This window comes from Micromonospora sp. NPDC093244 (assembly GCF_040683695.1).
In the GTDB taxonomy this organism is placed as follows: Bacteria; Actinomycetota; Actinomycetes; order Mycobacteriales; family Micromonosporaceae; genus Micromonospora.
In genome coordinates, this window is the sequence record NZ_JBFBEO010000003.1 from 445,140 (window position 1) to 467,166 (window position 22,027).

At 73.0% G+C, this 22,027-nt stretch carries 18 protein-coding genes; 7 read left to right on the top strand and 11 right to left on the bottom strand.

What is annotated here, in order from left to right; translation table 11 throughout:
* Nucleotides 1–67: 67 nt before the first annotated feature.
* Complete coding sequence (locus tag AB0N27_RS20630; RefSeq protein ID WP_364371970.1) at nucleotides 68–1,168, bottom strand: PIN domain-containing protein; 1,101 nt, start codon at nucleotides 1,166–1,168, stop codon at nucleotides 68–70.
* Nucleotides 1,169–1,387: 219 nt separating this feature from the next.
* Here AB0N27_RS20630 and AB0N27_RS20635 point away from each other — a divergent pair, with 219 nt between their 5' ends.
* Complete coding sequence (locus tag AB0N27_RS20635; RefSeq protein WP_364371973.1) at nucleotides 1,388–3,424, top strand: glycosyl hydrolase family 28-related protein; 2,037 nt, start codon at nucleotides 1,388–1,390, stop codon at nucleotides 3,422–3,424.
* Between the two features lie 42 nt (nucleotides 3,425–3,466).
* On the opposite strand, the gene AB0N27_RS20640 is transcribed toward AB0N27_RS20635, so the two are convergent.
* The 5 genes from AB0N27_RS20640 to AB0N27_RS20660 form a co-directional block, all read right to left on the bottom strand.
* Nucleotides 3,467–4,096, bottom strand: coding sequence for a hypothetical protein (locus tag AB0N27_RS20640; RefSeq protein ID WP_364371976.1), 630 nt, complete (start codon nucleotides 4,094–4,096; stop codon nucleotides 3,467–3,469).
* Between the two features lie 14 nt (nucleotides 4,097–4,110).
* A complete protein-coding gene (locus AB0N27_RS20645; RefSeq protein WP_364371979.1) occupies nucleotides 4,111–5,199 on the bottom strand; it encodes a cellulose binding domain-containing protein in 1,089 nt (362 codons plus the stop codon).
* Between the two features lie 67 nt (nucleotides 5,200–5,266).
* Nucleotides 5,267–6,316 carry a nitronate monooxygenase gene (locus tag AB0N27_RS20650; RefSeq protein WP_364371982.1) on the bottom strand — a complete coding sequence of 350 codons (1,050 nt, stop codon included), beginning with the start codon at nucleotides 6,314–6,316 and terminating at the stop codon, nucleotides 5,267–5,269.
* A gap of 47 nt (nucleotides 6,317–6,363) precedes the next feature.
* Entirely contained in the window at nucleotides 6,364–7,464 is a 1,101-nt protein-coding gene (locus AB0N27_RS20655) for a hypothetical protein (protein ID WP_364371985.1), read from the bottom strand.
* Nucleotides 7,465–7,798: 334 nt separating this feature from the next.
* Nucleotides 7,799–8,908: a lectin gene (locus AB0N27_RS20660; RefSeq protein WP_364371988.1), complete on the bottom strand. Its 1,110-nt coding sequence runs from the start codon at nucleotides 8,906–8,908 to the stop codon at nucleotides 7,799–7,801.
* 329 nt (nucleotides 8,909–9,237) lie between these two features.
* Between AB0N27_RS20660 and AB0N27_RS20665 the strand changes: the two genes are divergently transcribed.
* A complete protein-coding gene (locus AB0N27_RS20665; RefSeq protein ID WP_364371991.1) occupies nucleotides 9,238–11,544 on the top strand; it encodes a M64 family metallopeptidase in 2,307 nt (768 codons plus the stop codon).
* Between the two features lie 115 nt (nucleotides 11,545–11,659).
* The gene (locus AB0N27_RS20670; RefSeq protein ID WP_364371994.1) at nucleotides 11,660–11,932 is read left to right on the top strand and encodes a hypothetical protein; all 273 of its coding nucleotides are present in this window, start codon (nucleotides 11,660–11,662) and stop codon (nucleotides 11,930–11,932) included.
* 13 nt (nucleotides 11,933–11,945) lie between these two features.
* Here AB0N27_RS20670 and AB0N27_RS20675 read toward each other — a convergent pair whose 3' ends face one another.
* On the bottom strand, nucleotides 11,946–13,214 hold the full coding sequence (locus AB0N27_RS20675; RefSeq protein ID WP_364371997.1) for an Nramp family divalent metal transporter: 1,269 nt from the start codon (nucleotides 13,212–13,214) through the stop codon (nucleotides 11,946–11,948).
* A 180-nt stretch (nucleotides 13,215–13,394) separates the two neighbouring features.
* On the opposite strand from AB0N27_RS20675, the gene AB0N27_RS20680 reads away from it, so the two are divergent.
* From AB0N27_RS20680 to AB0N27_RS20695, 4 genes are all read left to right on the top strand, one after another.
* The gene (locus AB0N27_RS20680; protein ID WP_364372000.1) at nucleotides 13,395–13,802 is read left to right on the top strand and encodes a GntR family transcriptional regulator; all 408 of its coding nucleotides are present in this window, start codon (nucleotides 13,395–13,397) and stop codon (nucleotides 13,800–13,802) included.
* 20 nt (nucleotides 13,803–13,822) lie between these two features.
* The gene (locus AB0N27_RS20685; protein ID WP_364372003.1) at nucleotides 13,823–14,713 is read left to right on the top strand and encodes an ABC transporter ATP-binding protein; all 891 of its coding nucleotides are present in this window, start codon (nucleotides 13,823–13,825) and stop codon (nucleotides 14,711–14,713) included.
* Entirely contained in the window at nucleotides 14,710–15,699 is a 990-nt protein-coding gene (locus AB0N27_RS20690) for a transporter (RefSeq protein WP_364372006.1), read from the top strand. The genes AB0N27_RS20685 and AB0N27_RS20690 overlap by 4 nt, the downstream gene beginning before the upstream one ends.
* A 200-nt stretch (nucleotides 15,700–15,899) precedes the next feature.
* Complete coding sequence (locus AB0N27_RS20695) at nucleotides 15,900–17,510, top strand: hypothetical protein (RefSeq protein ID WP_364372009.1); 1,611 nt, start codon at nucleotides 15,900–15,902, stop codon at nucleotides 17,508–17,510.
* A 51-nt stretch (nucleotides 17,511–17,561) separates the two neighbouring features.
* On the opposite strand, the gene AB0N27_RS20700 is transcribed toward AB0N27_RS20695, so the two are convergent.
* The 4 genes from AB0N27_RS20700 to AB0N27_RS20715 form a co-directional block, all read right to left on the bottom strand.
* Nucleotides 17,562–18,389, bottom strand: coding sequence for an ABC transporter permease (locus AB0N27_RS20700; protein WP_364372012.1), 828 nt, complete (start codon nucleotides 18,387–18,389; stop codon nucleotides 17,562–17,564).
* Nucleotides 18,386–19,351 (bottom strand): ATP-binding cassette domain-containing protein, encoded by a 966-nt coding sequence (locus tag AB0N27_RS20705; protein ID WP_364372015.1) that lies wholly within the window; start codon nucleotides 19,349–19,351, stop codon nucleotides 18,386–18,388. The genes AB0N27_RS20700 and AB0N27_RS20705 overlap by 4 nt, the downstream gene beginning before the upstream one ends.
* 189 nt (nucleotides 19,352–19,540) lie before the next feature.
* Nucleotides 19,541–20,746, bottom strand: a complete 1,206-nt coding sequence (locus AB0N27_RS20710; RefSeq protein WP_364372152.1) for an ROK family transcriptional regulator — start codon at nucleotides 20,744–20,746, stop codon at nucleotides 19,541–19,543.
* Between the two features lie 166 nt (nucleotides 20,747–20,912).
* Nucleotides 20,913–22,016, bottom strand: coding sequence for a sugar-binding protein (locus tag AB0N27_RS20715; RefSeq protein WP_357986089.1), 1,104 nt, complete (start codon nucleotides 22,014–22,016; stop codon nucleotides 20,913–20,915).
* Nucleotides 22,017–22,027: the final 11 nt, after the last annotated feature.

Sequence of the window (22,027 nt, forward strand, 5' to 3'; positions counted from 1 at the left end):
AAACCACAACGGCGGATCTTCCCCTCCTGACTTGCAGATCAGGAGCACGTCGGACCCGCCCGGGCGGTCAGGCCCGGGTGGTCAGGAGGTAGTCGTCGGCCTCCGGGCTCCACCGCAGGTCGAGTACACCGGCGGTGGCGGCGGCCTTGCAGAACTGAAGGAAGCTGCGGTAGCCGAGCTTCTTCTCGCTGAAGTCGGGGCGCGCCCGGCGCACCTGGTTCTTCAGACCGGACAGGGCCACCGGGTTGCCGCCGCTGCCCAGGTCCGCCACGACGCCCCGGAGCAGGCCGAACGCCACCTCCCGGTCGCCGTGCTCGGGCAGCGAGACCTCCGGGTCGCCCTTCGCGGGGCCCTCGGCCAACTCGATCACGTTGCGCTCGGCGAGGTGGCGCAGCAGCTCGCCGAAGGTGCGGAAGCCGTAGTCGGACTCGCTGAACGTCGGGTCCTTGCGCAGCAGGGTGCGCTTGAGCCGGGAGGCGGTGACCTCGCCGTTGGCGCTGCCCTGCAAACCGGCCACCGTCTGGGCGACCTGCACGGCGAGGGCGTCCACGTCACGGCCGGGTTCCTCCCCGGCGGGGCGACCGTCCACGTCGGGTTCCGGCTCGTGCTGCCGCTCCGGCTCGGACGGACGCTGGTCCGGGCCGGCCTGCCGAGCGGCGGGGCGGGCACGCCGGCCGCGGGCCGGCGGGATGTCGACGCCCTCCAGCCGGTCGTAGTAGAGGAACTCGTCGCACGCCGGGGGCAGCAGCGCCGACGTCGACCCCTCGACCCCGACCCCGATGACCCGCTTGTTCAGCTCGCGCAGCTTGTGCACCAGCGGCGTGAAGTCACTGTCACCGCTACAGATGACGAAGGTGGAGATGTAGTCGCGCTCGAACGCCAACTCGATCGCGTCGACAGCCATCTTGATGTCCGCCGCGTTCTTGCGGGACGCGCCCATCCGCTGGGGGATCTCGATCAGCTCGACGTGCGACCGGGTGAGCATGCGGCGGTCCTCGTCGAAGTACGACCAGTCGGCGTACGCCCGGCGCACCACCACCCGCCCCCGCTCGGCCAGCGCGTCCGCGATCGGCCGGAAGTCGAAGTCCGCGCCGCCACGGTGGTCGCGTGCTCCGAGCGCGAGGTTCTCGTAGTCGAGGAAAAGGGCGATCCGGTCTTCTTGATCCACGCGGCCCAGCGTACGCCGGCCGTGGGCCGTCCGGGCGCAGGCGAGGCGCGACACCTCAACTCACCAATCGTCCATTTCTTGCGGTCGGACAGTCGCTCCTTTTCGGTGTTCGATTGTCGTCTTGCAGCAGACTGTCCGGTGCTGCATCATGCAGATCAATGTCGGGCGTCGGGGGACGCCGGGCGGACCTCCACCACCATCCACCCAGGAGGGTCACCGATGTTTCGCAGCCTCATGCCGCCACGGGGACGCCCGGGCCGGCCCACCTCGGCGGCGGTCGCGCTCGCCACAGGCCTCGCCGTGCTGGCCGCCGCGCCCGCCGTCGCCGTCGCCGCTCCGTCCGCGTCCGACGCCGCGCGGCCGGTGGTCACCCGGGCCGCCCTCGATCCTGCGCTCATCACCGGGCGCGGCGCCGACGTCGACTTCGTCGAACAGGAGGCGGAGAACGCCCGCACCACGGGCGAGGTCATCGGCCCGGACAGGTCCGCCTACACGCTGCCCGCAGAGGCGTCCGGTCGTCGGGCAGTCCGGCTCACCCCCGGCGAGTACGTGGAGTTCGTCCTGCCCAGCGCGGCCAACGGGATCACCGTGCGGTACAGCATCCCGGACGCGCCCTCCGGCGGCGGGATCACCGCGCCGCTGCGGGTCGCCGTCAACGGCACGCACGTGCGCACCATGACGCTCACCTCGCAGTACTCGTGGCTCTACAACCAGTACCCGTTCACCAACGACCCGCAGGCCGGGCTGCTGCACCCGGACTGGTGGATCACCGAGTGCCAGTGCGTGCCGTCGGCCACCACGCCGTACCCGAGCATCAGCAAGCCGTTCCGACCCACCCACTTCTACGACGAACAGCGACTGCTGCTCGGGCGCACCTACCGGGCCGGTGACCGGATCCGGCTCACCGCGCCGGCCGGCAGCGCCGCCGCCTGGACGGTCATCGACCTGCTCGACTCCGAGCTGGTGGCGCCGCCGCGCATCCGCCTGCTCGCGGCGAACGTGCTGGGCTTCGGCGCCGACCCCACCGGCCGGCGGGACTCCGCCGACGCCCTGGACCGGGCCATCGCCTTCGCCCGGCGCACCCACCTGAAGGTGTACATCCCGCCGGGTACCTACCAGGTCAACAGGCACATCATCGTGGACGACGTGACCATCGAGGGCGCCGGCAACTGGCACACCGTCATCAAGGGCCGCGAGGTCGCCCTGCCGACCCCCGCGCCGGACGGCTCGGTGCACACAGGTGTCGGGTTCTACGGTCGCGACGCCGCCGACGGCGGCAGCCGCAACGTCCACCTGTCCGGCTTCGCCATCGAGGGCGACGTGCGGGAACGCATCGACACCGACCAGGTGAACGCGATCGGCGGGGCGATGAGCGACTCGACGATCGACGACCTGCACCTGCGCCACACCAAGGCGGGTCTGTGGTTCGACGGCCCGATGCGCAACGTCCGCGTCACCAACACCATCGTCGTCGACCAGATCGCCGACGCGCTCAACTTCCACACAGGCGTCACCGACTCGCTCGTCGCGCACACCTTCATCCGCAACACAGGCGACGACGGCCTGGCGATGTGGTCGGAGAAGACGGCAAACGCGCGCAACACGTTCGACCACAACACCGTGCAGTCGCCGACGCTGGCCAACGGCATCGCCATCTACGGCGGCACGGACACCACCGTCTCGCACAACCTCGTCGCCGACCCGGTACGCGAGGGCAGCGGCCTGCACGCCGGTTCCCGTTTCGGCGCGGAGCCGTTCACCGGGCACCTGCGGTTCACCGACAACACCACGGTCCGCGCCGGCGCGTACGAACTGAACTGGAACATCGGGCTGGGCGCGATCTGGGTCTTCGCCCTGGACCGCAGCATCGACGCGGCGATCGAGGTGACCGGGGACGCGTACCTCGACAACACCTACAACGCGATCATGCTGGTCAGCGACTGGCCGGTGAAGGACCTCTACTCGATAAGCGACGTGCGTTTCCGCGACGTCCGGGTCGACGGCACCGGCACCTCGGTGGTCAGCGCCCGCGCGGCGGGCTCGGCCTCGTTCGCCAACGTGGACGCCCGCAACGTGGGAGCCGTGGGCGTCAACAACTGCGGGTCGTTCCACTTCACCCCGGCCGGCTCGGAGTTCAGGTTGACCGACCTCGGCGGCAACGACGGCGGCTGGCTCGCGCCGTGGCTGCTGCCCAACACCATCACCTGCGACGACCGGCCCCCGGTGTCGCCGCCCCCGCCTCCGTCACGGTGGTGACCACGGTGGGCGGCCCGCACAACCGGGCCGCCCACCGCGTGGTCAGGCCAACCGGGCGTACGCCAGCGGGACGCTCGTCGGCTGCCCGTCCCAGCTGCCGAGCAGAGTGGGTCCGGCGGGGTCGGCCGGGGCGGGCCGGCGGACGACGACAAGCTCGACGGAGTCGGTGACGATCACCGTGTCGTTCCCGTCGACCACCCGACGTACGACGCCGAGCGGTGCCACCTCGGCGTGCCCGGCACCGGTGACGGCGACTGTCATCGTCGGCTCGCGCACCTCACGCCGCCCGTCCACCTCGAAGTACTGCTCCGCCTGACCGGCGCCGGTGAGGACGGCGTGGGCCAGCGCGGCGGCGTACACCGGGTCGGCGCAGCCGTCGTACACCCAGCGGGTGCCGAGCGCCGAGTGTTCGGTGGTGCCGAGCAGCGAGTCGTCGGCGCCGTCGAGCGGCGCATCGCGGTAGGTGAGCGGGACGTGGTGGACCGGCCCGTCGGCGGCGCCCACGAGCATCGTCTCGACGCCTACCGCGCCGGCCGGGTCGTCGAAGCGGTAGGCGCCCCGGCTCACCACGGCGGCGCCGGCCGGCCCCTGGTACCAGGGTCGGGCGGGCAGCCAGGTCGCCAGCAGGTCGAGCTTCGTGGGGCGCAGTGTCGCGCGGTGCAGCAGAGCCATTCCGGCAGCCTAGGTCACAGGCCCGCGCAGGGTTTCCCGTCGATCGTGCAGCTCTCCGGTTCCCGTGCCTTGGGCCGGCTGTCGCGCACGTCGAACCGGAACGTCTGTGACCCGCCGGCCGACACGGCGGGCCCGGTGAACGTGATCGTCCGCCCGTCCTGCCGCCAGGTGGCGTCGTCCACGTCGTCCACGGTGGTGCCCTCGGCGAGGGTGACCACGACCGACCAGTTCGCCGCTGCGCTGCCCGGGTTGTCCACCACGATCTCGCCCGTGTAACCGAACAGCCGGCTGGAGTCGGTCTCGTAGCGGGCCGCCACCACGACCTGCGGCGAGGGCGGCGGGGCCGACGAGGGCGTCCGCGACGGCTTCGCCGACGGCGTACGGCTCGGCCGGGCGGTCGCCGAAGCGACGGTCCGCGACGGCCGCGCCGACGGGGTCACCGTGGGCGCGACGGTGGGGGCGACGGCCGTCGCGCTCGCCGACGGTGTGCCCGTCGGGGCCGGCGCGGCTGCGGGATCCGACCCGGTCGGCAGCGCGATCCACGCGGCCGTGCCCGCCACCAGGACAGCCCCGCCCACCAGGGCCACAAGCGTGCGCCGCCGCCGTCGGGGACCGGCCGACGGGCCGCCCGCACCGATCACCGGCAGTTCGGCGGTCATTCCGGCCTCGCCCCGGCGCAGGTCGACCTGCTGGAAGGCGAGCCAGTCGAGAATGGCAGGCAGGCGTACGGTGAGCGCCTGCCGGAGTTGCTGCTCCCGCGCCTCGTGCTGCTCGGCCGACCAGGCGCCGTGCGTGGTGACCTCCCGCACCGCGAGTCGCGAGCCCTCCCTGGTGGCGGTGACGGCACAGGTCAGCTCGGTGAGCCGGCCGGCCTCGTCGCAGCGCAACGAGAGCAGTTCCGGCGCGTTCCGCTCGGTCACCTCGACCTCGACGTCGGCGTCGAAGCCCGGCAGGCCGGACGTGTGCAGCAGCAGCCGGTCCGGCACACCCTCGACCGTCTCGGCCTCCACGAACCACCTGCCGAGCAGCTCCAGATCCGTCAGGGCGAGCCAGACCCGGTCGGGCGGGTGGGACAGGTCCACCTGGGTGCCGATCTCGATCACGGCGAGACTCTAACGGGTTTCCCGTCCGGCGCCGTCCGCCCGCCCGGCTCAACTGTGCACGCGCTGGTCAGCCCCAGTGGGTCGACCGCCGCAGCGCCCCCTCCAGGGCCGCCCGGGCGTCGGCGCTCAGCTCGGCGAGCAGGTCGGCCGCCGGCATCTCCCGGGCCAGCGGGTGCGCCTGGCCGGCCCACAGGTTGGCGACCGACGCGTCCCCGTCCCGCCGGGCGGCGGCGAGCAGCGGCCGGGTCAGGTGCAGCACCTGCGGGTAACCGGCCGGCGCCGCCGCGTCGTGCCGCCGCAGGAAGTCGTTCACCACTCCCCTGGCCCGCTTGCCGGTGAACGCCCGGGTCAACGCGGTCGGGTCGGCGCTGGCCACCGCCGCCCGGTGCAGGGGCGAGCTGCCCGCCTCCGGACAGCGCAGGAAGGCCGTACCGAGCTGGGCGGCGGCGGCCCCGGCGGTCAGCACGGCGGCGACCCCGGGACCGTCGGCGATGCCACCGGCGGCCACCAGCGGCCTGGCGCACCGGGCGGCGGCCAACCGGAGCAGCGGCAGCAGCGCGTAGTCGTCGTCGTCCGGCACCCCACCGCGGTGCCCGCCCGCCTCGGTGCCCTGCACGACCACCGCGTCCACACCCAGCTCGACGGCTGCCGTGGCGGCGTCCGGCCTGGTGACCGTGGCCCACACCTCGGTGCCGCGCTCGCGCAGGGCGGCCACCGCCGCCCGGTCCGGCAGGCCGAACACGAAGGACACCACGGGCACCGGGTCCGCGAGCAGCGCCGCCAGCTTCTCGGGGTACGCGTCGTCGCCGCCCACCGGCTCGCCCAACCGCACGCCGTGCCTGTCGGCCTGCGGGGCGAGCCGCTCGGCGTACGCCTCGATGGCGGCCTGGTCGACCGGGCCGGCGCCGGGCAGGAAGACGTTGACCCCGAACGGGCTGTCGGTGCGGGCGCGGACCTGGGCGACGTCGGCGACCAGCCGTCCGGTGTCGATCATCCCGGCGGCCAGGAAGCCCAGGCCACCGGCGGCGGAGACGGCCGCGACGAGTGGCGGGGTGGACGGCCCACCGGCCATCGGGGCGGCGACGATCGGATGACGCAACGTGGACAGGACGGACATCCGCCCATCCTGCCGCACCTGACGCGCGCCGGCGGACGGGCCGCCGGTCACCGCCTGTCGGTGTGCCGCCGCCACAGCACACCGCCGACCGCGAGGAGGCCCAGGAGCGTCCCGGCCCCGGCCGCGAGGGGCCAGATCCGGACGCCCCCGTCGGCCTGCCCGGCGGCGGGGACGGCAGTCGTGGGCGCGGGCGTGGGGGCGGTGGTGGACTCCGCCGGCTGCGGTGCGGCGGTGGCGGGCGCGACCGCGTACCGCAGGATCGTCGGGCGGGCGCCCGGCTGGTCGGCGGACTCGGACACGGTGAGCAGCGACCGTCCGTCCCGGCTGTAGGTGATCGACTCGCCCTGGGGCTCGTCCGGCAGCGCGATGGCCCTCGGGACGCCCGTGGTGAGCGCGGCGACCACGTCACCGTCGGGCACGTCGTACTCGAAGGCGTCGGCGTAGGTGCGCAGCACCACCCGGCGTCCGTCCGGCGCGTTCGCCGCGCCGGTGACCACGCCCCGGCCGAGGAACGAGAACGGGTTGCTCGTGGAGCTGGACGGCAGGACCACCTGGCCGACCGAGGCCAGCGGCGTCGTCGCGCCCGGTCGCAGCGCGGCGGTCGGCGCGTACAGGACGGCGGTGCCGCTGCCACCCTTGGTGATGATCAGCGGCCGGCCGTCGGCGTCGAGCAGCAGCGCCTCCGCGTCGTGCGGGCGGTCCGGGTAGGCCATCCGGAGCAGCACCGGCTCGTCCGCGCCCGGCGCGAGCCGCCACAGGGCGATCGTCTCCCGCGTACGGTCGTTGTCACCGGTGTCGGCCACCCAGATGGTGCCGTCCGCGCCGATCGCCAGGTCCTCGGTGTCGCGAGGGCGCGACGGGTAGCTGACCGTCCGCGTCACCGCGCAGCGGCGGTCGAGGTGGAAGATCCGGCGACGGGCCTCGTCGTCGGCGCCGTCGTTGACGACCACGTACCCGTCGTCCGTGGCGACCATCCCGGAGATCTCGGTGAGCCGGTCGTCCCGCACCTGGCACACAGGTGCGGGGCCCGCCGCGCCGGCCACACCGGGCGCCAACGCCACGGCCGGCACGGCACCGACGACAAGCGCGCCGAGCACCGCTGCCGCGCGGACACGCCGCCCCCGGGTCACCCACCCGCGTACGCGCATCGCCCGCCTCCTCGTCGCGGCCACGTCCCGGCCGTCCCGCCCATCCTGGCGGATCCCGACCACCGGTGTGGTCATCTCGGGGCCGTGACCACACCCTTGTCGATGTGCTGTCACCCCGCCGGACTCTGGAGAGCCGCACCCGGCCTGGCATCCGCTGTGGGAGTGGCTGGGCCAGCCGACCGGCTCGCTGCTCTTCCTGGTCGGTGCGCTGTGCGTACTGCTCGCACTGGGTGTGGCCGCCGCAACCCGCAGGGGCACCCGACCGTCCCCTGAGCGGGCACCCGACGCCCCGGGCCGGTCCCGCCGGGTACGACGTGGACCGGCCGGGCGTCCGCTACCGGGTGGACCAGCGTTGCGCGCCGGTGCCGTTGCAGGTCCAGAGCCGCACCGTCGTGCCGTTGGCCGTTCCGCCGGAGGTCACGTCCACGCACTTGCCGGCGGAGGCGAGCACGACGGCCCCGTCCGTGCGGAAGGTGAAGCGCTGTGCGGCGCTGCCGTTGCACGTCCAGATCTGCACCCTTGTGCCGTCGGTGCTCGCCCCGCCGTTCACATCGAGGCACCGGTCGCCGTAGACCCGCAGTTCGCCGGCGGCGGTGCGGGTCCACCGCTGGTTGGCGCCGCCGTGGCAGTCCCAGATGATGGTGGGCGCGCCGGCCGTGGTGCTCGCGCCCGAGACGTCCAGGCACCGCCCGGAGGCGGTGTTGACCAGACCGACAGGGGTGCCGACCGGTGGGCCGCCGGCCGGGGTCAGGCTGCCGGGCACCGAGCGCAGCGCTTCGTACCAGCGGGCGGCCATCTTGTCGTACCCGCCGGCGTTGGGGTGGACACCGTCGGCGAGGTCGGCGGTGGTGAGCGCGGCGTGCATGTCGACCAGGTGCACCCGGCTGCCCTTCTGCGCCACGATCCCTGGTATCGCGGCGTTGTACGCCCGTACCCGCGCCTCCCGGGTCGCGTCGGACTCCGGCGTGATGGTGGCGACGAAGAGTTCGGCCTCCGGAGCCGTCGACCTGATCTTGTCGATGAGACCGGAGAGCCGGGCGGGGGCGTTGGCCAGGTCGTAGTTCTGGTTCACGTCGTTGGTGCCGATGTGCAGCAGCACGGTACGCGGGTCGGTGTTCCGCAGCCAGGTGACGATGTTGGCGTCGAGCTGGTCGATGCGCCAGCCGGAGTGGCCCTCGTGGTCGTGGTCGCCGAGGCTGGCCGGGCCGTTGAACCCGGAGCCGACGAAGTCGACCGTGTAGCCGCCGCCGCCCAGCCGCTGCCACAGGTTGATCCGGTACCCGCCGGGCACGTTGTACCCGTCGGTGATCGAGTCACCAAGTGGCATCACGCGTACGCCGCCGTTCGACTCGGCCTGGGCGGGTGCGACCTGGGCCAGCGCCAGTACGGCGCCGAGGACGAGCCCGAAGCCTCCGGCGGCAACCCGTCGTGGGTTCCATCGCATGGTGTTCCCTCTCCTCGCGGGTGGTCCGGGTGCACCGTGGGGCGTCGCCCGCCGACAACGACTGCCACACCGGACGGTGCATCGATGCTTCCCGATCGAACGGCTGGCCCGACACCCGGACCGGCGGGCGCGCGAGCCGAACGCCGCGCTGGCTGCGCCGGGCGGTCACCCGCCGCCACGGTCCACTCACGACGACGCGGGGTTACGTGCCGGCCCGGCCCCCGGTACGGTCCGAGGTGACAGCGGTCACGGCGGACCGGCACCGGCGCTCCCGCCGGCCCGGTCGTCCCACGCCGTCCGGCCGCACGGCACGTCGGAAGGGGCGCGGGGTGCGGATCAGAGCGGGATTGTGTGTGGCGGCGCTGGTCGCGGCGGGAATGGCTGTCGCCACACCGGCCACCGCCGCGCCGGCCGGCAGCGCCACAGTGGTGCCGATCCAGGTCACCGGCGACCCGGCGAAGCGGTTCAACCTGGTGCTGCTGGGCGACGGCTACACCGAGGCCGACCTGCCCACCTTCCGGGAGCACGTGGACCGGCACCTCAACACCCTCTGGACGATCGAGCCGTTCAAGTCCTACCGCAGCTACTTCAACGTGTACGCCGTCGAGATCGTCTCGCCGGAGTCGGGAGTGGACTGCGATCCCGGGCTGTCCGCGCCGCAACGCGACACAGTGCTGGACATGGGCTTCTGGGGCGGGTGCAACCCGGCAAGCGTGCAACGCCTGCTCACTGTCGACGGCGCCGCCGCGAACACGTACGCCGACCTGGCCGTCGGCACCAACCCGGGCAACCGGCAGCTGATCGCCCTGGCCAACAGCGGCACCTACGGCGGGGCGGGCGGCAGCAACGCCACCGCGTCCGGCGGTAACGCGCTCTCCGCGCTGATCAGCCCGCACGAGCTCGGGCACTCGCTCGGCGGGTTGCAGGACGAGTACGACTACTACGCCCGCGGGGTGCCCGGCGACACGTACGACGGGCCGGAACCGGACTCGGCGCACCACACGGTGCTCACCGAGCGGCAGATGCGCGACACCCGGGCCAAGTGGTGGCGCTGGCTGGGCGAGCCGAGCGAGTCGGGCGGCCGGATCGGCCGCTACGAGGGCGGCCTGTACCTCCAGCGCGGGGTGTGGCGGCCGAGCCGGCACTCGATGATGAAGTCGCTGGGCTTCTACTTCGACCAGGTCGGCCGCGAGCAGATGACCGAGCGGATCGCGGCCCGGGTGAGCATCGTGCAGGGCGGCACGGCCACCGACCAGCCGGTCGGCGCGGACCGGCTGCTCTGGGTGGACACCCTGCACCCGGTCAGCCACGCGTTGGCCGTGACCTGGTCGGTGGACGGCAGGGTGGTGCCGCGGACCGGCGACGCCCGCCACCTGGACCTGCGGACGCTGCGGCTGCGCCCCGGCCGGCACACGGTCACCGCCACGGTGACGGACCCGACGGAGTTCGTCCGCGACCCGGCGATCCGCACCTCCCCCGCGCTGACCCAGACCCGCACCTGGACGGTGGACACCGGTGTCCGCACCCCGCCGGTGGCGCCGCCGCTGGCCATCACCGGGTCCACCCCGACCGACCGGCCGGTCGGGGCCCACGACGTGGTGTACGTGCAGACCAGCCAACCCACCGACCGGGCGCCGGGCGTGCGCTGGTCGCTGGACGGGCGACAGGTGGCCGACACCGGCAGCGACCGCGACCTCGACCTGGGCGCGCTGCGCCTGTCGCGGGGCACCCACCGGCTGACCGCCCGGGTGAGCGACCCGGCGACCCGGGAGGCGGTGACCCGCACCTGGACGGTCGACGCGACCCGCCCCGACGTCGCGTACGAACTCTCCGAACCCCTGCTCACCGTGACCCGGCCCGGCCGGCCTACCGAGTACGTGTACAACGGCCCGTTCACCATGGGGTTGACCGGCACGGACGACCGCCCCGGGGTGGTGACCTCGGAGTTCCGGCTCGACGGCGACGGCTGGCACACCTACTACGGCTGGCCGACGGACGCCCGGTCGCCGTTCCTGTTCACCGCCACCGGCACCGACGTGGACGGCCTGGTCTACGGCAACCTCGGCTCGGGCGGGCTGTCGGTGTCGCCGTTCGCCGAGCGGTCCCCGGGGTACGGCAGGCACACCATCGAGTACCGGGGCGTCGACGCGGTCGGCAACGTCGGGTCGTCCCGTGCGTTCGTGGCCACACTGATCCCGCCGCCACCTGCCTGCACCCGCGTGGTCGCCGGGCGACACGCCGGCCCGCTGGTGGCGAGCGCCGGCGTCACCTGCCTGCGCGGGGCCACCGTGAGCGGCCCGGTCACCGTGGCACGTGGCGCCTCCCTGGTCGCCGAGCGGTCCACGATCGGCGGGGGCCTGGCGTCGTCCGGCGCCGCCGCCGTCGAACTGCTGGGCACCGAGGTACGCGGCGCGGTGGCGCTGACCGGCACGACAGGCCACGTCACGGTGGTGGGCACGCGGGTGGACGGCCCGCTGGCGCTGACCGGTACGGCGTCGGCCCCGATCCTCGCCGGCGGGCGGGTGGGCGCGCTGACCTGCGCGGGTGGCCCCGCTCCGGTGGATCTCGGTGCCCCCACGACGGTGCGGGGCACGACCGCCCCGTCCTGCCGCGGCGGCGCGACCCCGCCGGCCTGACACCCGAGCCGGTCGGGATCCCGCCGGATCCCGCCCCCGGGGCAGGTCTGAGTGCGGCGATGCCGGGTAGGCAGCGGCCCGGCGGCATGTCGACGACCGCCGCGAGGAGGCTCCGATGAGCACGTACCCGGACGACCAGGGCGTTCCGATCCCTCCCCCGGAGGCGGACGCCGTCGAGCAACGGCAGGACGCGTTCGACGTGGGACCGCCGGACCGGGTGTCGGGTGACGTCGACCCGGAGGCGTCCGAGGCCGACCTCGCCGAGCAGGGCGCCCTGCCGGCGGGCGCCCTGGAGGAGGGGACGTCACTGCCGGCCGATGCCGACCCGGCGGACGCCCTCGAACAGCGCCAGGAGATCCCGGCCCGCGACGAGGGCCGCCGGACCTGACCCACGCCCCGGCTCACCCGGCGACGACCTGCCAGAGCAGGAAGGCGTTGAGCGCGACCACAAGCACGGCCACCAGCGAGGCGGCGGCGGTGGTGACTGGGTGGTTGACCAGGTTTCCCATCAGGTCCCGGCGACGGGTGAAGGCGACCACCGGGATCAGCGCGAACGGGATGCCGAAACTGAGGATGACCTGGGACAGCACCAGCGCCCGGGTCGGGTCGAGGCCGATGGCGAGGACGGCGAGCGCGGGCAGCAGGGTGACCAGGCGACGCAGCAGCAGGGGAATCCGCCGCCGCAGGAAGCCCTCCATGATCACTTCACCGGCGTACGTGCCGACGCTCGTGGACGCGAGCCCGGAGACCAGCAGGGCGATGGCGAAGCCGAACGCCGCAGCGGTGCCGATTGTCTGACCGAGCCCGGCGTGCACCCCCTCCAGGCTGTCCGCGCCGGCCGGGCCACCACCCCGGAAGCTGGCCGCGGCGATCAGCAGCATGGCGAGGTTCACCGCCCCGGCGGCGGTCAGCGCGAGCAGCACGTCGGTGCGCTGGCCCCGAAAGAGCGTGCGACGTTCGGTGTCGTCGGCGGCGGGGATGCGGTCGCGGGTCAGCGCGGAGTGCACGTAGATGACGTGCGGCATGACCGTGGCGCCGAGGATGCCGGCGGCCAGCAGCACGCTGTCGGTGCCCTGGAGGCGGGGCACCAGGCCGGCGACGGCGGAGCCCGGGTCGGAGCCGGAGGCGAGCAGGTTGGCGGCGAAGGCCAGCACGATCACGCCGAGCAGCACGGCGATGCCGATCTCGAACGCGCGAAAGCCCCGTGAGCGCAGGGCCAGCACGGCGAACGCGGCGGCGCCGATGATGATCCCGCCGGGCAGCAGCGGGATGCCGAAGAGCAGGTAGAGCGCGACCGCGCCACCGATCACCTCGGCCAGGTCGGTGGCCATGGCGACCAGCTCGGCCTGCACCCACATCATCCGGTTCACCGGCCGTGGCAGGCACTCGCGGCACAGCTCCGGCAGGCTGCGCCCGGTGGCCAGGCCGAGCTTGGCGGTGAGCGTCTGCACCAGCATCGCCATCAGGTTGGCCACCACCACGACCCAGACCAGCAGATAGCCGTAGCGGGCGCCGGCGGCCGAGTTGGTCGCGAAGTTGCCCGGGTCGACGTACGCGACGGCGGCGACGAACGCCGGGCCGAGCAGGATCAGCCGTCCCCGCACCCGGCCCCGGGCGCGGGCCGTCTGCAACGGAGTCGCCGTCGGCGCAGTGAACTGCTTGGTGACCATCGCCCACCTCTCCGTCGCGCGGATCGCCTGCCGTCCCCTTCCCGGTCCGCTGGCCCGTGGGTGCCAATCCGTGGCCCGCCGGTGCCACCACTGCCGCCGAGTCGCTTGACAGGTACGACCCGTGCGTCAAAGCTGTCTATTAGTCCTACTGTCGTAGGACAACAGGAAGGATCATCACGAGTGATCGAGTTCGTGCTGGACAGCCGGTCGAAGGTGAACACCTACATGCAGCTGGTGCAGCAGGTGAAACAGGCGCTGCGGGTCGGCCTGCTCTCACCGGGCGACCAGCTGCCGAAGGTCAGGGACGTCGCCCAGTCGCTGGCGATCAACCCGAACACGGTGCTGAAGGCGTACCGCGAGTTGGAGATCGAGGGTCTGGTCGGCGGCCGACCCGGGGTGGGGACGTTCGTGCAGCGCACGCTCGCCGGCGCGTCCCTGCCCAACCAGGCCGAGCTGCGCGCCGACCTGGTCACCTGGCTGCACCGGGCGCAGGCCGCGGGCCTCACGGCCGAGGACGTCATCGCCCTGGTGGAGACCACGCTGCGCGCCACCCTCGCCGACGACACCCCGCAGAAGGAACCCGCATGAGCGGAACGAGAGGACAGAGGATGGACATGGTCTTGGAGGCCGACCGGCTCGGCAAGCGGTACGGCAGCACCTGGGCGCTGCGGGACTGCTCACTGCACCTGCCGGCCGGCCGGATCGCCGCGCTGGTCGGGCCGAACGGTGCGGGAAAGAGCACCCTGCTGCACCTCGCCGTCGGGCTGCTCAAGCCCGACGGCGGCACGGTGCGGGTGTTCGGCAGGTCCCCGTACGGGGACACGCAGGGCCTGGCCGACATCGGGTTCGTCGCCCAGGACACTCCCCTGTACCGGGACTTCACCGCCGCCGAGCTGGTCTTCGCCGGTGGCAAGCTGAACAGGCGGTGGGACGCGGCGTTGGCCCGTACCCGGTTGGCACAGCTCGGCATTCCACCGGACCGGCCGGTGGGCAAGCTCTCCGGCGGGCAGCGGGCCCAGGTGGCGCTCGCCCTGGCGCTGGCCAAGCGGCCCCGGCTGCTGCTGCTCGACGAGCCGGTGGCCAGCCTCGACCCGCTGGCCCGGCGGGAGTTCCTCCAGTCGCTGATGGGCAGCGTGGCGGACTCCGGGACCACGGTGCTGCTCTCCTCGCACCTGCTGGCCGACCTCGAACGGGTCTGCGACTACCTGATCGTGCTCAACTCGGCCCAGGTGCAGCTCACCGGCGCTGTCGACGAGCTGGTGGAGGCCCACCGGCAGCTCGTCGGTCCCCGGCACGACGGCGGCGTTGTCGGGGGCGTCGCCGCCGTGGTCCGGGCCAGTCACACCGACCGGCAGTCCACGCTGCTGGTCCGCACCGACGGTCCGATCACCGATCCGGCCTGGACGGTCCGCGACGTCAGCCTGGAGGACGTCGTCCTGGCCTACCTGGCCGACGGCGCCGTCCAGACCAGTCACAGCGAGTGGGGGGTGGCGGCATGATCTGGCTGACCTGGCGGCAACACCGCAAGCAGGCGTTCTACACCCTGGTCGGCCTCGCGGCGCTCGCCGCCCTGCTGGTGCCGATCGGCCTGTCGATGCGGAACACCTTCAGTGACCTCGGTCTGGCGGACTGCGCGCGCCAGCTCGCGGACGCCAATGTGGCGGCGGCGACACGGGAGACCTGCGACGCGGGGTTCCACCGCTTCGGCAACAAGTACGGCAGCCTCAACCTGGTCGCCGTACTGCTGATCACCCTGCCGGCGCTAGTCGGCCTCTTCTGGGGTGCCCCGCTCGTCGCCCGCGAGGTGGAGCACGGCACGCACCGGTTCGTCTGGACCCAGGGCGTCGGCCGGACCCGCTGGGCCCTGGTGAAGTTCGGACTGGTGGGCGGAGCCGTCCTGGTCCTCGCGGCGCTGTACGGGCTGGGCATGTCGTGGTGGGTCGACCCGCTCACCAAGGCCGCGTACGAGGGCCGGCTCGGCATGATCGTCTTCGATCTGCAGGGCGTCGTCCCGATCGGCTACACCCTCTTCGCCGTGGCGCTTGGCGTCTTCGCCGGCACCGTGTGGAAGCGGATGCTGCCCGCCATGGGCATCACCCTCGCCGGCTACATCGGTGTACGGGCGGCGGTGGAGATCCTGGCCCGACCCCGCTACCAGCCGGCCCGCACCCAGACCTTCCCGATCGAGGGAGAAGGGCCACCGGAGATCAGCCGGGGAGACTGGATCCTCACCCAGGGCGTCCGGAATCCCGACGGGACGTTGATCGCCCAGGACACCCGGATCCAGTGCCCGCCCGGCGGAAAGGGACCTGACGGTCGGGTCTGCGGCGCCGAGTTGGGCCTCGAACCGGGCGCGTACAACTGGCAGCTGTACCAGCCGGCGGACCGGTTCTGGCTGTTCCAGGGCATCGAGACGGGCATCTTCGTCGCCCTGGCCCTGCTCCTGCTCTACCTCGCGGTGCGGCGGATCCGCCGGATCGCGTAGCGCGGCGGCGGGTGCTCGTCGGGGTGCGGGGGCCCCGGCGATCACCCGTGAGCGCAGGCGCTCGACAGTCAGTACGAGCCCGCGAAGTCGGATTCCGGCCCGTCGCCAACGCGACTCAACGTGCCGCTTCACTCACCCACGGTGCTCCGATGTGGACTCCGGGCCCGGGTTGGCCGGGCCGCAGAGACGGGAGCGTGCGCGTGAAGTCCAGAATCCTCAGTCGGGTTGCCGCGTCGGCCGTGGCGCTCGCCTGCGCCGTGCTGGGTGCGGTCGCGTTGCCGGCCGCCCCGGCGACGGCCAGCCCGATCCGCAACGCCACCGCCTGGTCGGTGCTGCTGTGCAAGTTCAGCGACAAACCGGCGGAGCCTCAACCGCCGTCGCACTTCGCCAACTTCCTCACCGCGGCCGGGGTCGGCACCGGCGGGGTGGCGGACTACTTCGCCGACCAGTCCGGCGGACGGGTGTCGCTGGCCGGGTCCGTGGTGCGGGGCTGGTACACGATGCCGTACACGCTTGCGCAGTTCGGGTCGATCGACAGGTGGACCCGGATCCAGCGCTGCGTGGACACGGCGGCGACCGCCGGCTACGCGGTGCCCGCCGGCAACCGGATCGCGGTCATGCTCAACGACTGGGTGGATTCCGGCGCGGCGGGCGGCCGGGTGCTGCTCGACCCGGGCGCCTGGAACGTCGGCTTCGCCGCGCACGAGATGCTGCACGGTTACAACCTGGGGCACTCCTTCTCCAACGACACCACCTACCAGAACGCGCCGTGGTCCCAGCCTGGCGAGTACGACGACCCGTGGGACGAGATGAGCGCCATGCACATCCACGCCTTCGGCACCGCGAACTACGGCACCAGCGCGGTAGGGCTCAACGGGCCGCACCGCGACGAGCTGGGCTGGCTGCCCAAGAACCGGGTGTTCACCATGGCCGCCGACGGGGTCGCCTCCCGCACCCTCACCCTGGCCCCGCTTGAGGTGCCCGCCGCGAGCGGCCCGCAACTGGTCCGGATCCCGTTCGACCCGGCCGACCTGTTCCACTACTACACGGTCGAGTTCCGCCGTAAGACCGGCTGGAGCGCGGGCATCCCCGCCGACACGGTGCTGCTGCACGAGGTCCGCAACGGCACCCCGACCCTGCTGCGTACCGGCCCCGGCGGCGGGCCGGTCCAGTCGCTCAACGCCAACGGCGTGCAGATCGGAGTGAACTGGCTCTCCGGCAACTCCGCCTCGGTGACCGTGACGACCGACGTGGTGAACCGCTGCCTCCAGGGCTACGTGTGGCGCGAGGCCCGCGCCGGCGATCTGGTCTGCGTCACAGGCGCCACCCGCAGCCAGGTGTGGGCGGACAACGCCGCCGCGGCCGGCCGCTGGGTGAACGGCCCGTACGGCCCGCACACCTGCGTCGCCGGCTACGTGTGGCGTGAGGCGTACGCCGGGGACGACGTCTGCGTCACCGGGACGCAGCGCAGCCAGGCCGCCGCCGACAACGCCGCGGCCGCGTCCCGGCGCAACCCGGCCCGGCTCGTCTCCGGCCCGAACACCTGCGTCAGCGGGTACGTCTGGCGCGACGCCGACCAGTCCGACTACGTCTGCGTCACCGGCGCGACCCGCTCCCAGGTGCTCGCGGACAACGCCGCCGCGGCGAGCCGCTGGGTCAGCGGACCGTACGGCCCGCACACCTGCGTCGCCGGGTACGTGTGGCGTGAGGCGTTCATCGGCGACGACGTCTGCGTCACCGGGACGCAGCGCAGCCAGGCCGCCGCCGACAACGCAGCCGGCCCGGGGCGGGTGCTGCGTCCCGCCGGGTGACCGACCGCGCCCCCGGTGGCCCGGCCACCGGGGGCGCGTACGCCTGGACGCTCAGCCGGCCAACCGCCGGTACCTGGCGACCGAGAGCGGCAGGAACACGGCGACAAGCACGATCGGCCAGGCCACCGCCAGCCACGGGTAGTGCTGCGCCGCCCACGAGTCACCTCCCCAGCCGGGGTTGCCGAACAGCTCGCGGGTGGCGCCGACGGTCGCCGACAGCGGGTTCCACGCGGCCACCGCGCCGAGCCAGGCCGGCATCGTGGCAGGTGCGACGAACGCGTTGGAGAGGAAGCCGAGCGGGAACTCCAGGGTCTGCACGGCGACCACGGCCGTCTGACCCCTGGTGACCAGGCCGAGGAAGATGCCGACCCAGATCAGGGCGAACCGCAGCAGCAGGATCAGCCCCACCGCGCCCAGCGTGGCGCCGGCGCCGCCGTGCGCCCGCCAACCGACCGCGAGGCCGGCGGCCAGCAGCACCGCGAGGGTGACCAGGGCGAACAGCATGTCGGTCACCGCCCGGGCGACGAGCGGCGCGAGGGGTGACACAGGCATGGCGCGAAGCCGGTCGGTGATGCCGCGCTCCAGGTCCTCGGCGACGGCGATAGTGGTGAGGCTGATCCCGAAGACCATTGTCATCACGAACATGCCGGGCATCAGGAACTCCCGGTAGCTGCCCCCGCCGGGCACCTGCAACGCCCCGCCGAACAGGTAGGCGAAGATCAGCACGATCAGGATGTTGAAGCCGAGCGAGGCGACAAGCGGCCCGGGCTCGCGTCGCCACCGGGCCAGGCCGCGCCAGACGAGGGTGCCGCTGTCGGTGAGCGCGGCGGGCCGGCCGGGTGTCAGGTCCACCGCCGAGGGCAGGGTCGTGGTGCTCACGCGGTCACCTCCCGCACGGCCCGGTGCCCGGTGAGGTGCAGGAACACGTCGTCCAGGGTGGGGCGACGGAGAGCGACGTCGGCCACCGTGACCTGCGCGGCGTCGAGTGCCCGCAACACCTCGACGAGAGCACCGGCGCGACGCCCGACGCCGACACTCACCGCACGCCGGTCGGGGTCGACAGTCGGCTCGTCGTCGACGACCCGGCGCACCTGGGTGACGGCGGTGGCGAGATCGGCGGCGTCCGCGACGACCAGCTCGATCCGGTCGCCGCCGAGGCGGGCCTTGAGGTCGTCGGGTGTGCCTTCGGCGATCACGCGACCGGCCTCGACCACCGAGATCCGGTCGGCGAGCTGGTCGGCCTCGTCCAGGTGCTGGGTGGTGAGCAGCACTGTGGTGCCGGCGCGGACCAGCTCCCGGATCGAGACCCACACCTCGTTCCGGCCCCGCGGGTCCAGCCCGGTGGTGGGTTCGTCGAGGAAGAGGACGGCGGGGGCCAGGATCATGCCGGACGCCAGGTCCAGCCGGCGCCGCATCCCGCCGGAGTACGTGCGTACCGGCCGCTCGCCGACATCGTCGAGGCCGAACCGCTCCAGCAACTCGACCGCCCGCTGCTGGGCCCGGCGCCGCCCCAGGTGGAACAGCCGCCCGAAGAGCACGAGGTTCTGTCTGCCGCTGAGCGCCTCGTCGAGCGCGGGGTGCTGCCCCACCAGCCCGATGCGGTAGCGCACCTGGTCCGGCTGGCGGGTCACGTCGAAGCCGGCGACCTCGGCGCGACCTCCGTCCAGCCGCAGCAGGGTGGACAGGATCCGCACCGAGGTGGTCTTGCCGGCCCCGTTCGGACCGAGCAGGCCACACACCGTCCCCGCGTCCACCCGCAGGTCGAAGCCGTCCAGGGCGAACCGGTCCCGATACCGCTTGCGCAGCCCCTGCGCGACTATCGCCGCACCGCTCGCTGTCACGTCGATCTCCCCTCCGTAGCGGCCACCGGCGCTTACCGTACAACATACGGTAGCGGATACGGGAGTGAGTTCCGGCCGGCTTCAGCGCGATGACGACAGCGCCTGACGGGGCACGAGACCTGGCCCCCGGCTGGGCGGCGTGATCAGGTGGTGCGGCAACTGCCGGATCCCGCGCGGCGGGTCGGATCCCTAGGCCGAGCCGGCCGATCCCCACTGTCCGGCGACGCCGACGTTGAGCGGATCGGCAAGCAGCTTGTCGAAGGCCAGTTCGGCGGCACCGATCAGAACGGCGTCCCGGCCGAGCGCGGCCGCGCGCAGGCGCAGGTGCTCCCGGGAGCCCGGCAGCGGCATGGTGTCCAGCCGGCGGCGTACGGTGTCCGCTCCGGCGGTGAAGATGTCGCGAAGGGAGCCACCGAACACCACCGCGTCCGGGTTGACCACGTTGACGAGGTTCGCCACGCCGAAGCCGAGCCAGTCGGCGACCCGCTCGACCGCCGCCCGCGCGGTCGGGTCGCCGTGCTCCGCCGCGCGCAGCACCTCGGCTACCGCCGTACGGTCGTGGGGGTCCCGACCGGCGTGCCGCAGCAGCGCCGCCTCACCGATCTCGGTCTCCCAGCAGCCGCGCGAGCCGCAGCCGCAGGGCAGCCCGTTCGGGTTGACGACCATGTGGCCGACCTTGCCGCTGTGCCCCCGGTGGCCGATCACCAGGCGGCCGCCGACGATGATGCCGGCGCTGATCCCGACGTCGCCGTGCAGATAGATGAGGTCGTCGACGCCTGCCGCCACGCCGCGTACGTGTTCGGCCAGCCCGGCGATGTCGGCCAGGTCCCCGGCCACGAAGCCGGGGCAGGCGGACAGTTCGGCCTCGAGCGCCGCGCCGAGGGTCGCCTCGACGCCGGCGACCAGGATCTCGCCGTCCGGGTTGCGGGACGTGTCGGTCACCGCGACGGCGCCGCCGACGAGCAGCGCGTCGGGGGCCACCGCGCGTTCCATGTCGCGGACCAGGTCGGCGAGCGGCCCGACGGCGTCGACCGCCGACATGCCACCGGGCCGGGCGACCTCCCGCAGGTCGAGGATGCGCCCGCCCAGGCCGACCCGGGCGGCACGCAACCGGTAGGCGTCGATGCTCAGGGCGTGTGCGTACACCCGGTCGGAGCGAGGGCTGACCACCAGCGAGGGGCGGCCGGCGCGGCGGGCGGTGGTGGTTGTCTCCTCGGTGACCAGGCCACTGGCGACCAGGTCGGCGGCGAGGGCGCCGATGGTGCTGCGGTTCAGGCCGAGTCGAGTGGTCAGCTCGGCGCGGGACGTCGGGCCGTGCAGGTGCACGTAGCGCAGCACGGCACCGAGGTTCTGCCGCCGGATCTCCTCCTGGCTGGCGCCGGGGACCGAGGGCACTGGGGATTCGGGGTTACGGCCGACGCCGGCTGGCCTGGACCGGATGGGTTCGTTCACGGTCAGACCTCCTTCCGGGTCGCTGCCGGGTGGTGCGGGGCGCCCGGACGACGATGGGTCCCGGAAGGGGAGCTCCCGGGACCCATCGTCGTTGCTGCCTACCGCGTGATTACTTGGTGAGCGGTGCGAGCTTCGGGTCGTTCGCGTACGCCTCGGCGGCGTTCGCCTTGGTGACGGCGACCGGCGGGAGCAGGAACGTGTCGACGACCTTGCTGCCGTTGTTGTACGACTCGGTGTCGTTCACCTGCGGCTTGTCACCGGCCTGGAGAGCCTTGACCATGTTGATGGTCTCCTTCACCAGGTTGCGGGTGTCCTTGTTGATCGTCATGTACTGCTCGCCGGCGACGATCGACTTGACCGACTCGACCTCGGAGTCCTGGCCGGTGACGACCGGGATCGGCTTGCCAGCACCCTTGACCGAGGTCAGGATGGCGCGGGCCAGCGTGTCGTTCGGGGAGAGGACGCCGTCCAGCTCCTTGTTGCCGTAGGTCGAGGTCAGCAGCTGGTCCATGCGGGCCTGCGCACCCTCGGCCTTCCAGCCCTGGATGGCGGTCTGCTTGACGTCCTTCTGACCCGAGGCGACGACGACGTTGCCCTTGTCGATCTCCGGCTTGAGCACGTCCATGGCGCCGTTGAAGAAGACACCGGCGTTGTTGTCGTCCGGCGAGCCGGAGAACAGCTCGATGTTGTACGGGCCGTTCGGCTTCTTGGCCTTCATGCCGTCCAGCAGGGCCTGGCCCTGGAGCTGGCCGACCTTGAAGTTGTCGAACGCGACGTAGTAGTCGAGGTCCGGCGTGTTGGTGATGAGCCGGTCGTACGCGATCACCTTGGCACCGGCGGCGTGCGCCGCGGCGACCTGGGTCGACAGCTGCGCGGCGTCGGTCGCGCCGATGACGATGACCTTGGCGCCCTTGGTGGTCATGGCGGTGATCTGGGCCTGCTGGTCGGCGACCGTGGTCGACGCGCCGGCGTACTGCACGTCAGCCTGGAAACCGGCCTCCTTGAGACCGTTGGTGAACAGGTCACCGGCGAGGACCCAGTTCTCCGAGGTCTTGGCCGGCAGGGCCACACCGATCAGGGAGTTCGCAGCGAAGCCCTTGGCGGCCTCGCCGCCGGAGTCGCTGTCGCCGTCACGGCCGGAGCCGCAGCCGGCGAGGGCCAGCATGGCGGCGGCGCTGATGGCCACCACCGACGAGCCGAAGAATTTACGCATGGTGAGGACTT

Bases quoted from the DNA above. Each gene is read 5' to 3' on its own strand.
- AB0N27_RS20660 (WP_364371988.1), bottom strand. From the start codon at position 8,908: ATGCGATGGAACCCACGACGGGTTGCCGCCGGAGGCTTCGGGCTCGTC.
- AB0N27_RS20650 (WP_364371982.1), bottom strand. From the start codon at position 6,316: ATGTCCGTCCTGTCCACGTTGCGTCATCCGATCGTCGCCGCCCCGATG.
- AB0N27_RS20670 (WP_364371994.1), top strand. From the start codon at position 11,660: ATGAGCACGTACCCGGACGACCAGGGCGTTCCGATCCCTCCCCCGGAG.
- AB0N27_RS20685 (WP_364372003.1), top strand. From the start codon at position 13,823: ATGGACATGGTCTTGGAGGCCGACCGGCTCGGCAAGCGGTACGGCAGC.
- AB0N27_RS20640 (WP_364371976.1), bottom strand. From the start codon at position 4,096: ATGGCTCTGCTGCACCGCGCGACACTGCGCCCCACGAAGCTCGACCTG.
- AB0N27_RS20715 (WP_357986089.1), bottom strand. From the start codon at position 22,016: ATGCGTAAATTCTTCGGCTCGTCGGTGGTGGCCATCAGCGCCGCCGCC.
- AB0N27_RS20675 (WP_364371997.1), bottom strand. From the start codon at position 13,214: ATGGTCACCAAGCAGTTCACTGCGCCGACGGCGACTCCGTTGCAGACG.
- AB0N27_RS20635 (WP_364371973.1), top strand. From the start codon at position 1,388: ATGTTTCGCAGCCTCATGCCGCCACGGGGACGCCCGGGCCGGCCCACC.
- AB0N27_RS20655 (WP_364371985.1), bottom strand. From the start codon at position 7,464: ATGCGCGTACGCGGGTGGGTGACCCGGGGGCGGCGTGTCCGCGCGGCA.
- AB0N27_RS20690 (WP_364372006.1), top strand. From the start codon at position 14,710: ATGATCTGGCTGACCTGGCGGCAACACCGCAAGCAGGCGTTCTACACC.